Below are 14,549 nucleotides of genomic sequence, written 5' to 3'. Positions count from 1 at the left end.
TTCCCGCGTTGGACATCCTATCCCAGCTGCCCGAGGGCGGGCTGCTGCTGACACCCAATAATCGACTGCGCAATCGCTGCCAGCAGGTCTATGCGAGCAGCCAGCGAGACCGGCAGAACTGGGCGCCCCCGGCTGTGGAATCGCTACAGGGCTGGCTCGACAGCACCTGGTTCCGGCTGCAGCAACAGGGCTGGCAACCCGCGTGGAAACCGGTACTCAACCCGGAACAGCGCCAGCTGCTGTGGCAGCGCGCCCTGGACCAGACCATCGAGCGCCAGCTGCTGAACAGCCAGCAGCTGTGCCGGGACGCCGATGCCGCCCTGTCGCAGCTGCTCCAGTGGCGCATCCTCGACCTGGGACAGCTCCAGGGCGAGGCGTTGGAAGACGCCATCGGCCCGCACCTGGAACAGTTCGCCCTGGCCCGCGACGCCTTTCCGCTGTTCGACCTGGTGCAGGCCTTTATCCGCGAACTGGGTGAGCGCGATGCCATCACCCCCGACATGCGCGACCTGCTGCTGGCGCGCGCGTTTACCGAGGGCGTGCTGCCCCCCCTGCCCCGCATCGCCATGGCGGGATTTGCGCAGGTCTCACCGCTGGCTGAACATATCATTGGCTCGGCTGCCGCTACCGTCGAGCGCCACCCGGTTACACGCCTCGACAGCCGGGTCAGCATCGTCCCCTGCGCCGACCTGGAGGAGGAGCTTTACAGTGCCGCGCGCTGGGCCGCCCGGCACCTCTCCCGGGATTCCCATGCCAGCCTGGGCATCGTGGTCAATAACCTGGGCCAGTGCCGGGCCCTGGTGGAAACCATCTTCGCGCGGGTACTGGAACCCCAGGCCCTGGACCCCGACCAGCCCCGTTACACCCTGCCCTTCAACTTTTCCGCGGGTACTCCCCTGGCCCAGACGCCGGTTGGCGCCGGTGCCCTGCAGTTACTGGAGATCCTCCAGGACCAGTGGGACTACTCGCAGCTGCGCAACCTGCTGTTCAACCCCTTCTGGGGCGCAGCCAGCGAGGTTCAGGATGGCCAACCCCGCCCCGCGGCTGCCGATGAGGACAGCGAGACCGCCCTGCGTTGCGCCCTGTTCCGCCAGCTACAGAAACGCGAGCTGTGGCAGGTGCGCGGCGACACCCTGCGCTACTGCGCCGAACAACTGGCGGAAAAGCTGGAACTGGCGCAGCCGGTCCTGCCCCGGCAGCTGGAGACGGTTGGGGACTGGGCGCGCCGCTGGCACAAAGCCCCGGCGGAAACCTGGGCAGAGCGATTCTCCCGCGTGCTGGGTGCCCTGGGCTGGCCCGGGCCGCGCAACCCGGACAGCCAGGAGTACCAGCAACTGAGCCTCTTGGAGCAGGTACTGGAAGAGCTGGCGGCACTGTCGCCCTTCACCGGTATCCTGACCCTCAACCAGGCGCTGCAGCACCTGCGGCGCATTGCCAGCCGCACCCCCTTCCAGGCGGAAACCCGCGACGGGCCGGTACAGATCCTCGGGGTCCTGGAGGCCGGCGCCCTGTCCTTTGACCACCTGCGGCTGGTGGGATTTGGCCAACAGCAGTGGCCGCCGGCCCCGGCGCCCAATCCACTGTTGCCGGTACAGTGGCAGAAACACTGGCAGATGCCCCGCGCCAGTGCCGAGCGCGAACTGGAACTGGCGGCGGAACTCACCGCCGACCTGCTGGGCGCCAGCGGTGAGGTCGACGTCAGCTATGCCCGCGAGGCCGACGGCGTTGAGCAGGGTTTGAGCGCCCTGTTCCCCCCGCAGCCCCCCTCCACCCGGCAACCGGAAAGCGGAGTGGCCTGCGACAGCGACGCTGCAAGCGGCTATACGCTGGCGCAACACTACCGCGCTCTGGCGCAGTCCGCCCAACTGGAAACCGTGCCGGACCCTGTGTTTCCCGCCCTGCGCCCTGCCGAGTGCGCCCCGGTACGGGGCGGCTCCGGGGTGCTCAAGGCCCAGGCCCTGTGCCCACTCAACGCGCAGCTGCATTACCGGCTGGGGGCCGTGACTTACAACGCACCGACCCTGGGCCTCAACCCGGCCGAAAGGGGCAAGCTGATGCACGAGGCGCTGGCGGAATTCTGGCAACGCTGCGGCGATTCTTCGCAGCTGCACCAGCTTTCCGATGAAGCGCGGGACAGCACCATCAGTGCGTCCGTCACGGAGGCAATTCGCCAGGTCCGCCGTCACCAGGCGCACCTGCCGGAAGGCTTCTGGCGCCTGGAACAGCAGCGCCTTGAGCGCCTGCTGGCACAGTGGCTGGAGCTGGAAATGACCCGGCCGGGATTCCGTGTGGAGGCCACCGAGTTCCAGCAGGCAATGGAAATCGGCGGGCTGCGCTTCGAGCTGCGCCTGGACCGCCTGGATCGCCTGCCGGATGGGGCTGCCATGGTGATCGATTACAAGAGCCGCCAGCCGTCGGTAAGGGACTGGCAACAGGAGAGGCTGCGCGAGCCACAGCTGCCCATGTACGCACTGGCCCGGCCCGATGCCCGTGCCATCGCCTTCGGCCAGGTACGCTTTGGCGAATGTACCTGGAGTGGCACCGGCGAACTGGAGCAACCGGTGGCCGGCATCAAGGCCGTGGGCGACCTGGAGAAAGACGGCCCCTTCGGCAACTGGGCACAGCTGGCGGAGCACTGGCAGCAGAGCCTGGAAATGCTCGCCACCGAATACCGCACCGGTCATGCCTCGCTGCAGTTCGACCGCATCAAGAGTGACAATTACGAGAACCTCTGGCCGCTCAACCGCTGGCCGGAACGGGAGCAGTCCCAATCATGAGCGAATTCGACCTGGTACAACCGGGCCCTCAGGCACCGGAAGGGAGCGATACCCAGGCAAGCACAGCCGGTGAGACCCGCCGGCCGGCCGATGCCGACGCCCGCGCCGCCGCCCTGGATATCACCCGCAGCTTTGCCGTGTCGGCGCCGGCCGGCTCCGGCAAGACCGGGCTGCTGACCCAGCGTGTACTCAAGTTGCTGGCCCACAGCCGCCAGCCCGAGGATGTCCTCGCCATCACTTTCACACGGAAAGCCGCTGGCGAGATGCGCGAGCGCCTGGTCCGGGCGCTGCTCCAGGCCCGCGATGAACCGCGCTCGGGCAACCCCCACGACGCCGTCACCTGGGACCTGGCCCGGCAGCTGCTGGAGCAGGACCAGCGCCATAACTGGCAACTGCTGAAGGCGCCCCAGCGGCTACGCTTCCAGACCATCGACGGCCTGTGCCGCAGCCTGGCCAGCCAGCTACCACTCGACAGCGGCCTGGGTGCGCCCGGGGAGCCGCTGGAACAGCCGGCTGTCGCCTTCCAGATGGCCGTGGCAAAACTGCTGGAGGGGCTCGCCAGCGAATCTCCCGACCCGGCATTGCAGCGACTGCTGCTGCACCTGGACAACGACCTGGGCCAGCTCGACAAGCTGCTGCAGATGCTGCTGGAGAAACGCGAACAGTGGCTCGGCCAGCTGGTGGGTATTGGCAGCAGCGACAGTGCCGACGCACGCGAATACTTCCATTTCGTCGTGGACGAAATGACAGCGGAAAACCTCGAGCGGCTGCAAGGCGCACTGGGTAGTGTCACCGGCGAACTGCTGCAACTGGCGGACTACGCCGGCGGCAACCTGCAGCGGGACAACCCGGCCCATCCGCTGGCCCGCTGCGCCGGCATCAGCGGCACCCCACCGACCGACCACGGCGGGCTACCCACCTGGACGGCGCTGACAGAGTTACTGGTGACGGCCAGGGGCGAGTGGCGCAAGGGCGGCGGCCTGAACAAGAAACTGGGTTTTATCTCCCCCGCCAAGACCGACCCGGGGTACGACCGCGCCCAGGCGAACAAGGCACGCATGAAGGACCTGCTGGCAGAACTGGCGGACAACGACGCACTGCTGGCGGCAATCAATGAAGTGCGCCGCCTGCCCTCGGCACTGCCGCAGCAACAGTGGGACCTGCTGGAAGCCATGGCGGAAGTCCTGCCACGGCTGGTGGCCCAGCTGAAGCTGGTATTCCAGCAGCTGGGCGCCACCGACTATACCGAAGTGGCGCAGGCGGCACTGGTAGCACTGGGTGACAGCAATGCGCCCACCGACCTGGCGCTGAAACTCGACCTGCAGGTGCAGCATATTCTGGTCGACGAGTTCCAGGACACATCGCAGATGCAATTGCAGCTGCTGGAAAAACTCACTGCCGGGTGGCAGCCGGAGGACGGTCGCACCCTGTTTATCGTCGGCGACGGCATGCAGTCCTGTTACGGCTTCCGCAACGCCAACGTGGGAATCTTCCTCGAGGCCCGTGCCCACGGGATTGGCGAGGTAGCGCTGGAGCCGCTGGACCTGCAGGTAAACTTCCGCTCCGAAAGCGCGGTGGTGGACTGGGTGAACCACGTATTCCGGGGTGCTTTCCCGGCGCAGGACAATATCGGCCGTGGCGCCGTGCGCTACCTGGATTCCATCGCCTTCCGCGGCAATGGCTGGCCCGCCCCTGCGGTTCAGTTCTACGGTTGTATCGAAGACCCGGACCGGGCGGCGGAAGCTGCGCAGGTAACCCGGCTGGTGCAGCAACTGCAGCAAAATGATCCCGGCGGGCGCATTGCCATCCTGGTACGGAAGAAAAAACACCTCGACCAGGTACTGCCGGCACTGGCCGCTGCAGGCATCCCCTACCAGGCTCCCGAACTGGCGCCGCTGGCCAGCAAGATGGTGATCCTGGACCTGCTCAGCCTCACGCGTGCGTTGCTCGACCCCAGCGACCGGCTCAGCTGGCTCGCTGTGCTGCGCGCCCCCTGGTGCGGGCTCAGCTGGGCCGATCTCCACACCCTGGCCAACTGGGGCAACGGTGAGCGCCCGGCTACAGATGCCACAGCCCTCCCACTGCTCGCGGCCATTGCCAGTGCAGGCACCATCGAGGGCCTTTCCAGTGACGGGCGCGAACGCCTGCAGCAGGCGGGCAATGTGCTGCTGCGTGCCCGGCAACAGCGTGGCCGCAAACCCCTGCGCCTCTGGATTGAGGGCCTGTGGCTGGCATTGGGTGGACCCGCCTGCATTGCCAGGACCACCGAGATCGAGAACGTGGAGGATTATTTCCGGCTGCTGGAACGACACGACCAGGGTGGGAACATCGGAGACTGGCAGCAGTTCCAGCTGGCGCTGGAGAAGCTTTTCGCCCGCCCGGGCGAGGACGCGGCAGTCCAGGTAATGACGATCCACAAATCCAAGGGACTGGAATTCGAACATGTGTTGATTCCCGGACTGGACCAGGGCGGCAAACCCGGCGGCGACCAGTTATTGCGCTGGGCCGAGTGGCTCAACAGCGACGGTGACAGCCGCTTCCTGCTGGCCCCCAAGAGTGCCCGCGGGGAAAAGGACCCACTGTTCGATTACCTCAAATACGACAATAACGAACGCGAGCGCCTGGAGGGCACACGCCTGCTCTACGTGGGTTGCACCCGGGCCATTCGCTCCCTGCACCTGCTGGCCTGTGTCCAGCGCGAAGACAAGAAACCGGGCTTCAAGGCCCCCGGCAGCGCCGCGCTACTGGCTGGTATCTGGCCCGCTTTGTCAGAGTCCACGGAATGGTGTCACTGGATTGAGCCGGATGAAATAACGGCGAACGAGCCTGGCGGCGACAGTTCGTCCGGCGACCGGGACTTTTTCCTGCGCCTCCCGGCACGCTGGCAGGCACCAGCAATCCCGGCAACCGAATGGCTGGCGCCCTACCGCATGCCAGACTATCGCCCGCGAGAAAGTGACGAACCCAATATCCCGGAGCTCGGCCGGGTCGCGCAACGCTGGCTGCGCCACGCCGGCACCGTCGCCCACGAAACCCTGGCCACCATCGCCGAAACCGGACCCGGTCAATGGGATGACAACCGTATCGAGGCGCAACGCCCGCTGTGGGACCTGCGCCTGCGCCAGCTGGGCCTGCAGGGTAACGGCCTGGCGACGGCGCGGGAAAAGGTGGAGCTCGCCATCCGCAATGCCCTGGGGTGCACCCAGGGCCGCTGGCTGCTGGACCACAACCACCGCGATGCGGCCAGCGAACTGGAAATTCACAGTGGCGGGCGACAGTTGCGACGCCATATTGTGGATCGCACCTTTATCGATACCGATGGCATCCGCTGGATTGTGGATTACAAGACAGCAGAACCGCTGGACGGGCAGGATGAAGCGGAGTTTATTGCGGCCCAGGTAGAGCGCTACCGGGGCCAGCTGGAGAATTACCGACGGCTATTCTTCGAGCGGGGCGAGCGGGATATCCGCTGCGCCCTGTACTTCCCCCTGCTGCGACGACTGGCGGAGTTCTGATCCCGGCTGCGCCACAATACCGGCATGGAGCCTAAAGGTTCATCCTAATCAACGGCGCAAAACTGGTTTCACCTGAAACACTCGCCCTTGTCGCCGGCTGTGAGTAGGATATGCCTTCCCTGGGGGTCGCGGCGCGGCCCTGTATAACAGGCACGGTTCAACAGGGCCGGTTCCACAGAGAGTAACAGCGAAAGTTAGTACCATGACCACACAGCAGTTCGACGACCTGAATGTCGTCTCCCAGGAAATCCTGATCAGCCCCGAACAGCTCAAGGCCGAGCTGCCGGTGTCCCCGGCCGCCGAGGCAACCGTGGCAGCCGGTCGCGCCGCCGTACGCGATATCCTTGACCGCAAGGACCATCGCCTGATGGTGGTAATCGGCCCATGCTCTGTTCACGACGTCGACGCCGCCATCGACTACGCGCAGCGCCTGAAAAAAGTGGCCGACCAGGTCTCCGATACCCTGCTGATTGTCATGCGTGTCTACTTTGAAAAGCCCCGCACGACAGTTGGCTGGAAGGGACTGATCAACGACCCCTTCCTGAACGATTCCTTCAAGATCCAGGACGGACTGCATATCGGTCGCAAGCTGTTGCTGGATATCGCCGAGCTGGGCCTGCCTACCGCCACCGAGGCGCTGGACCCGATTTCCCCGCAGTACCTGCAGGACCTGATCTCCTGGTCTGCCATTGGCGCGCGCACCACCGAATCCCAGACCCACCGGGAAATGGCCAGTGGCCTGTCTTCCGCTGTGGGCTTCAAAAACGGAACCGACGGCAGCCTGGATGTGGCCATCAATGCGCTGCAGTCCACCGCGAACCCCCACCGCTTCCTGGGTATCAGCAAGGACGGCCAGGTTTCCATCATCCATACCGCCGGCAACCGCTATGGCCACGTGGTACTTCGTGGGGGCAACGACAAACCCAATTACGATTCCGTCAGTGTCGCCATGTGCGAACAGGAACTGGAGAAAGCCGGCCTGGTCCCCAACATCATGGTCGACTGCAGCCACGCCAACTCCAACAAGAACCACGAGTTGCAGCCACTGGTGGTGGAGAATGTCGCGCACCAGATCATCGACGGCAACAATTCCATCATTGGCATCATGGTGGAAAGCAATTTGAAGGCGGGTAACCAGAAGATCCTGGAGGACCACAGCCAGATGGAGTACGGCGTCTCTGTTACCGACAAGTGCATCGACTGGGAAACCACGGAATCGCTGCTGCTCAAGATGGCGGAACAACTGCGCGATCCCCTGCAGGCGCGGAACAGCTAGTGCCTCCCGTGCGGGCCCGCCAACGGGCCTGCCCCCTCCCTCAACCGCCTTCCCATATCTCGCCCGGGGCCGACTTGAACCCCCGGGGCTGGCTTGCCATTATTTGCCTGGCTGCGCCAACAGGGACCCCGGCATGACAGACAAATCTCCCCTGCAAATACTCTGCCCCGCATGCGGTGCCATCAACAGGATTCCCCCACAGAGGCTCGCTGACCGCCCCCTGTGTGGTAAGTGCCGCACGAGGCTGCTCACCGGTAAACCCATAAGCGCGGGGGACGCCAATTTCGGCCGCCTGGTCGGCGAAACCGGACTGCCTCTGGTGGTGGATTTCTGGGCCTCCTGGTGTGGGCCCTGCCAGCAGTTTGCACCGGTCTTCAGTGACGTAGCCAGCCAAATGGCGACCCGCGTCATATTCGCCAAAGTCGATACGGAGGCCAACCCCCGGACCTCCACGAACTACCAGATTCGCTCCATTCCCACACTGGTGCTGTTCTATGGTGGGAAGGAATTCACGCGGCTTTCCGGCGCCCTGCCCCGGGCACAATTCCAGCAATGGCTGGAGCAACAGCTGGCTACTCTCGGCCTATAGCACTGCAGGAACGATTGCCCCACCTTGCGGGTAAACCCGCCCCTTGCGAAATTCCGTGATCACCACACGGTCGCTTGCTTCATTTACGAATCAGCGTTTACCCTCTTGGCACATAACAACACCAAAGGGTATTTGATATGACCTTACACCTCGAACTCGCTCCTGTTCTCGCACTGTTGGCTGGCGTGGCTATCCTGATCAAGCCGAAGTTACTGAATTACATCGTTGCCGGTTACCTCATTGCCATCGGCCTGATCCAGATTCTCAACATCCACATCTGACCCACCTGCGTCCTACAGCTTGTTCAGCAACCGTGTGTACCGGGTCCACAGTCCCGGTGCATGCCGGTTGGCGGGAGCCGTAACAGCTCCCGCATAGCCAAACCCCGCTGGTGCTTTCCCGGACTACTGGCGCCATCCCCCTCCAACCCAACCTCTCGCCCCTTGCCGTACTGCGCTACCTGGAATCCCCACGACGCGGTAACCAGAGAGCAGCGAGCGGCCTGGCCCGCACCCCCGGGTTCCGCCGGGACCAGAAATGTGCACCGCATCAGGTATCACCACGCTTCTCCTGTTAGTGTTTCAGGCAGCTATGATGTCGAAACCGGGGTGCTGGCAATAGCGCGCCAACGACGAGCCCGGAACACTGCCAGACAGCCACGTGAGCGCCCGCAAATTCTGCGTGGGGACGGAGAGGCATTAACCGGGGCGGAACAGGGAGGATAGGAGAATTGAAAAGATACCTGGTGTTACTGCTGGTACCACTGCTACTGGTCGCCTGCGATTTCGACGATCTGCCCGAGTTCAGATTCCAGACCGAAAAACGCAATTACCGCATCGACATGCGCAACCTGGTGCGGGACATCAGCACCTACGCCAGGGATATCGAAGAGGACTTTATTGTTGTCCCACAGGGTGGCACCGGACTGGTTACCAGTGACGGGCGGAGCACCGGGACAATCCAGGAAGCCTACCTGGAGGCGGTCAACGGCCTCGGGGTTGAGGGACTGTTTTTCGGTGCCCAAAACGTCGACCAGCCAACGCCCGATGAGGAAAGCCAGCGGCTGCGCGACCTGCTCGACCTGGCGGTCGACAATGCCAGTATCACTGTCCTGGTAACCGACTTCGCCAACAGCCAGCGCAATATCGACGAAGCGTATCGCCTGATCGAGGATGCCGGTTTTACCGGCTTTGTGGCCCCCAGTCGCCAGCTGGATAGCATCCCGGACTACCCGGCCGAGATCCCCGGCCTGAATCGCCGCGATATCGATACGCTGGCGCAGGCCCGCAACTTCCTGCACCTGACCAACCCCCGGCTTTATTCCACGCGCCAGGAGCTTATCGATGCACTCGCCGCAACGGACTTTGACCTGCTGATCCTGGATTTCTTTTTCAACGGCCAGCCGTATACCGCCGCCCAGCTGCAACAGCTGCAACTCAAGCCCGATGGAGGCCGGCGACTCCTGCTGGCCTACATGAGCATCGGCCAGGCCGAGAGCAACCGCTTTTACTGGCAGAACAGCTGGCCCACCAACCCGCCAACCTGGCTGGTGGAGGAAGTGGCCGGTAACCCGGGGAACTACCACGTGCGCTATTGGGAGGACGGGTGGCGGGACATCCTGTTCGGTTCAGGCGATGACTATCTCGACCGGATCCTGGATTCCGCGTTTGACGGGGTCTACCTCGACTACGTGGATGAATACGAGTTCTTTGAGGAGGAATAATCCCGGAGGCATGAACCGGCAAAAAAAAGGCGGGCCCCCTGGGGCCCGCCTTTCGTTTCATGCCTGGAGACGGCTCAATAGTAAGCCTGGGACTTGTCGGTGTGGTCAGTGATGTCCTTCACCCCGACCACTTCCGGAACCTTCTCCTTCAGCGTTTTCTCCACACCCTCTTTCAGGGTCATATCCACCATGCCGCAGCCCTGGCAACCGCCACCAAACTGCAGGACCGCATAGTTGTCCTCGGTGAACTCCACCAGGCTCACCTGGCCACCGTGGGCAGCGAGGCCAGGGTTGATATCGTTGTAGAGGACATAATTGATGCGGTCCTCGATCGGGCTGTCATCAGTGATCTTGGGCATGCGCGAGTTGGGCGCACGGATGGTCAGCTGGCCACCCATCTTGTCCGAGGAGTAGTCCACCTTGGCCTCGTCCAGGTACGGCACAGAACGGCCCTCGAAGAAGGCCTTGAGGCCGTCCAGCTCCATCATCACATCGTCTTCCTGTTCCTCGCCCGGGCGGCAATAGGCAATACAGGTTTCTGCGTTCGGTGTACCCGGATTGGAGACAAACATGCGTATGGCAATGCCCTCGCAATCCTGCTTCTCCAGCAGCTCGCGCAGGTACTCCCGGGCGGACTCTGTAATGGTGACATTCAGTTCTGCAGGTTCTTGTGACATATAACTTCTCAAATAACCGAGTTTCCTTGTCGGGTATTTTACTCTCACTTGCGCCCGAGTTAAACCTGGGCAGTCGCCAGATCGCACCAAATCCGCCCAAATAACCAGTAACTTCCCTTTAAGATCAAGCGGTTATATCGAACCCCAATCACTTTCCGGGCAATGCAGGCGGGCTCCTCCGTGTTAATATGGCCGCCCTGAAATGACTCAGCGACCACAAAGGTTCAGAGCCCATGGCCCAGAGCCAGGCAGCCCGAACACCGGTCCAGACCCGAATGCTTAGCAAGGAATCGTCAATGTCCCAGCAGTCCCGCCGTCAACGCCTCGAGCAACTCCAGTCTGCGCTCGCCCAGCGCATCGTTATCCTGGACGGCGGCATGGGCACCATGATCCAGCGGGAGAAACTGCAGGAAGACGACTTTCGCAGCGCCCGGTTCGCCGACCACCAGGGCGACCTCAAGGGCAATAACGACCTGCTGGTGATCACGCGGCCGGAGCTGGTCGAGCGCCTCCACCGCGACTACCTGGCGGCAGGCGCCGACATTATCGAGACCAACACCTTCAACTCCACCCGCCTGTCCCAGGCCGATTACGACCTGGAAGACCTGGTTCCCGAGCTGAACCGCGCCGCTGCAGAGCTGGCCCGGCGCGTGGCCGATGAGGTGGCGACACCGGACCGGCCCCGCTGGGTCGCCGGTGTACTGGGCCCCACCTCGCGTACCGCAAGTATTTCCCCGGACGTCAATGACCCCGGTGCCCGCAATGTGACTTTCGACGAACTGGTGGAGAACTACCGCGAGGCCGGGCGCGCGCTGATCGAGGGCGGCAGTGACCTGATCCTGATCGAGACCATCTTCGACACCCTGAACGCCAAGGCCGCCATCTACGCCCTGCACAGCCTGTTCGACGACCTGGGCCACGAACTGCCGATCATGATATCCGGCACCATCACCGATGCTTCCGGCCGCACCCTGTCGGGCCAGACCACCGAGGCATTCTATAACTCCATTGCCCACGCACGGCCGCTCAGTGTCGGCCTGAATTGCGCCCTGGGCGCCACCGAACTGCGCCCCTATGTCGAGGCCCTTTCCGGGGTCTGCGCCGAGCATGTTTCTGCCCACCCCAACGCCGGGCTGCCCAACGAGTTTGGAGAGTACGACGAAACACCGGAAGAGACCGCGGCGATCGTGGCGGAATTCGCCCGCAGCGGCTTTATCAATATCCTCGGCGGCTGTTGCGGCACGACCCCCGAGCACATCGCGGCCATCGCCGCTGCCGTGGCCGATATCGCGCCGCGCAAACTCCCCCAGATCAAGCCAGCCCTGCGCCTGTCGGGCCTGGAGCCCTTTACCGTGGACGAGGACTCCCTGTTCGTCAACGTGGGGGAGCGCTGCAATGTCACCGGCTCTGCGCGCTTCAAGCGCCTGGTCCTCGACGACGACTACGACACCGCGCTGGAGGTGGCCGCCCGGCAGGTGGAGGACGGTGCCCAGGTAATCGACGTCAATATGGATGAGGCGATGCTGGACTCGGTCGCCGCCATGCGCCGCTTCCTGAACCTGGCCGCCACCGAGCCGGAAATCGCCAAAGTGCCGTTTATGGTGGACTCCTCCAAGTGGGAGGTTATCGAGGCCGGCCTGAAGTGCATCCAGGGCAAGCCGATCGTGAACTCCATCAGCCTCAAGGAAGGCGAAGAGGACTTTGTCGACAAGGCCCGCCTGTGCCTGCGTTACGGCGCCGCTGTGGTGGTGATGGCGTTTGACGAGAAAGGCCAGGCGGACACATTCCAGCGCAAGCGGGAAATCTGTGAGCGCAGCTACCGGATCCTGGTGGACCGGGTGGGCTTCAACCCGGGCGATATCATCTTCGACCCGAACATCTTTGCCGTCGCCACCGGTATCGATGAGCACAACAATTACGCGGTGGATTTTATCGAGGCCACCCGCTGGATTCGCCAGAACCTGCCGGGTGCACAGGTGAGTGGTGGGGTCTCCAACGTTTCCTTCTCATTCCGCGGCAACAATCCGGTGCGGGAGGCGATCCACTCGGTATTCCTCTACCACGCCATCAAGGCCGGCCTGAACATGGGCATCGTCAACGCCGGCCAGCTGGCGGTCTACGACGACCTGCCGCAGGAACTGCGCGAGCACGTCGAGGACGTGGTCCTCAACAAGCGACTGGACGGCACCGAGCGGCTGCTGGAGATAGCAGAAAAATATCGCGGCGATGGTGCCGGCCAGGCGCGCAAGGAGGACCTGGGCTGGCGCGAGTGGCCAGTCAACAAGCGCCTCGAGCACGCGCTGGTCAAGGGCATCACCACCTATATCGAGGAAGACACCGAGCTTGCCCGCGAGGCCGCCAGCCGGCCACTGGAGGTGATCGAGGGCCCGCTGATGGACGGCATGAACGTGGTCGGCGACCTGTTTGGCGAGGGCAAGATGTTCCTGCCCCAGGTGGTCAAGTCGGCCCGCGTGATGAAACAGGCAGTGGCCTACCTGCAGCCCTATATCGAGGCGGAGAAGACCGCCGACACCAAGCCCAATGGCCGCATCCTCATGGCGACGGTCAAGGGCGATGTGCACGATATCGGCAAGAATATTGTGGGCGTGGTGCTGGCCTGTAATAACTTCGAGGTGATCGACCTGGGCGTGATGGTCCCCGCAGAGACCATTTTGCAGACCGCGAGGGAAAAACACTGCGACATTATCGGCCTGTCAGGCCTGATCACGCCTTCCCTGGACGAAATGGTCCATGTTGCCGCCGAGATGGAACGCCAGGGTTTCGACCTGCCCCTGCTGATCGGCGGCGCCACCACCTCCAAGGCCCACACGGCAGTGAAGATCGAGCCGCAGTTCAAGCGTAACCAGGTGGTTTACGTTCCCGACGCCTCGCGGGCAGTGGGCGTTGCCAGCAACCTGCTTTCGGACGAGCACCGCCCGGGTTACGTGGCGGGCATCCGCGCAGAGTATGAGAAAGTTCGCCATCGCACGGCCAACCGCAAGCGCAATGACAAGCGCCTGAGTTACGAAGAGGCGCTGGCCGCGGCGCCACAATTCGACTGGCAGGGCTACACCGCGGCGGCCCCCCGCAAGCCTGGCGTCACCGTGCTCGACGATATTCCCCTGGACGCCCTGGTGGACACCATCGACTGGACGCCTTTCTTTATCTCCTGGGACCTGGCCGGCAAGTACCCGGCCATCCTCAACGATGAAGTGGTCGGCGAGGCAGCCACAGACCTGTACAAGAACGCCCGCATGATGCTGCAGCAGATTATCGACAAAAAGCTACTGCGGGCCCGTGCAGTGATCGGCCTGTGGCCGGCCAACAGCGACGGCGATGACGTGGTGGTTTACAGCGATGAGTCCCGTACCACCGAGCTGGCACGACTCCACCAGATGCGCCAGCAGGTGCAGAAGCGCGGCGGCGATGGCTTGTGTCGCTCCCTGGCGGACTTCGTTGCACCTGTGGGCTCCGGCGTGGCCGACTATGTGGGCGGGTTCGCCGTGACTGCCGGTATCGGCGCCGACGAGCTGGCGGCGGAATACGAGGCTGCACATGACGATTACAACGCAATCATGGTCAAGGCCCTGGCGGACCGCCTGGCGGAATCCCTGGCCGAGCACCTGCACCGCCAGGTGCGCACCGACTACTGGGGGTACGCCCCGGACGAATCCCTGAGTAACGAGGAGCTGATCCGCGAGGCCTATACCGGTATCCGCCCTGCCCCGGGTTACCCGGCCTGCCCGGACCATACCGAGAAAGAGACACTCTTCCGGCTGCTGGAAGCCGGGGAAAACGCCGGTATCAGCCTGACCTCCCACTTCGCCATGATGCCGGCGGCGTCGGTGAGCGGCTGGTATTTCGCGCACCCGGAGGCAAAATACTTCAATGTTGGCAAAATCGGCCGCGACCAGCTGGCGAGCCTCGCCGAACGCAAGGGCATGGGCGAGCAGGAACTGGAGCGCTGGTTGCGCCCCAATCTCGACGATTAA

8 protein-coding genes are annotated in these 14,549 nt (G+C 63.6%); 7 read left to right on the top strand and 1 reads right to left on the bottom strand.

What is annotated here, in order from left to right:
- The first annotated feature begins 8 nt into the window (after window positions 1-8).
- The 6 genes from ACH6CX_RS00810 to ACH6CX_RS00785 all read left to right on the top strand — a co-directional run bounded on the left by ACH6CX_RS00810 (window position 9) and on the right by ACH6CX_RS00785 (window position 9,880).
- Window positions 9-2,777 (top strand): PD-(D/E)XK nuclease family protein, encoded by a 2,769-nt coding sequence (locus ACH6CX_RS00810; RefSeq protein WP_396674322.1) that lies wholly within the window; start codon window positions 9-11, stop codon window positions 2,775-2,777.
- Entirely contained in the window at window positions 2,774-6,292 is a 3,519-nt protein-coding gene (locus ACH6CX_RS00805; protein WP_396674320.1) for a UvrD-helicase domain-containing protein, read from the top strand. Before ACH6CX_RS00810 ends, ACH6CX_RS00805 begins: the two co-directional genes overlap by 4 nt.
- A 202-nt stretch (window positions 6,293-6,494) precedes the next feature.
- Window positions 6,495-7,568 carry a 3-deoxy-7-phosphoheptulonate synthase gene (locus ACH6CX_RS00800; RefSeq protein ID WP_232942289.1) on the top strand — a complete coding sequence of 358 codons (1,074 nt, stop codon included), beginning with the start codon at window positions 6,495-6,497 and terminating at the stop codon, window positions 7,566-7,568.
- A gap of 133 nt (window positions 7,569-7,701) precedes the next feature.
- Entirely contained in the window at window positions 7,702-8,157 is a 456-nt protein-coding gene (gene trxC / locus ACH6CX_RS00795; protein ID WP_232942287.1) for a thioredoxin TrxC, read from the top strand.
- A 137-nt stretch (window positions 8,158-8,294) separates the two neighbouring features.
- A complete protein-coding gene (locus ACH6CX_RS00790; protein ID WP_232942285.1) occupies window positions 8,295-8,438 on the top strand; it encodes a DUF3096 domain-containing protein in 144 nt (47 codons plus the stop codon).
- Window positions 8,439-8,887: 449 nt separating this feature from the next.
- Window positions 8,888-9,880: an endo alpha-1,4 polygalactosaminidase gene (locus tag ACH6CX_RS00785; protein ID WP_396674317.1), complete on the top strand. Its 993-nt coding sequence runs from the start codon at window positions 8,888-8,890 to the stop codon at window positions 9,878-9,880.
- 74 nt (window positions 9,881-9,954) lie between these two features.
- Here the strand turns inward: ACH6CX_RS00785 and nfuA are convergent, their stop codons facing one another.
- Window positions 9,955-10,557 carry a Fe-S biogenesis protein NfuA gene (gene nfuA, locus ACH6CX_RS00780; protein ID WP_232942281.1) on the bottom strand — a complete coding sequence of 201 codons (603 nt, stop codon included), beginning with the start codon at window positions 10,555-10,557 and terminating at the stop codon, window positions 9,955-9,957.
- Window positions 10,558-10,853: 296 nt separating this feature from the next.
- Between nfuA and metH the strand changes: the two genes are divergently transcribed.
- Entirely contained in the window at window positions 10,854-14,549 is a 3,696-nt protein-coding gene (gene metH / locus ACH6CX_RS00775) for a methionine synthase (RefSeq protein WP_232942279.1), read from the top strand.

This window comes from Microbulbifer sp. JSM ZJ756 (assembly GCF_044383805.1).
In the GTDB taxonomy this organism is placed as follows: domain Bacteria; phylum Pseudomonadota; class Gammaproteobacteria; order Pseudomonadales; family Cellvibrionaceae; genus Microbulbifer; species Microbulbifer zhoushanensis.
Note: the sequence above shows the minus strand (reverse complement) of the source record. Positions and strands in the feature narration are given on the sequence as shown.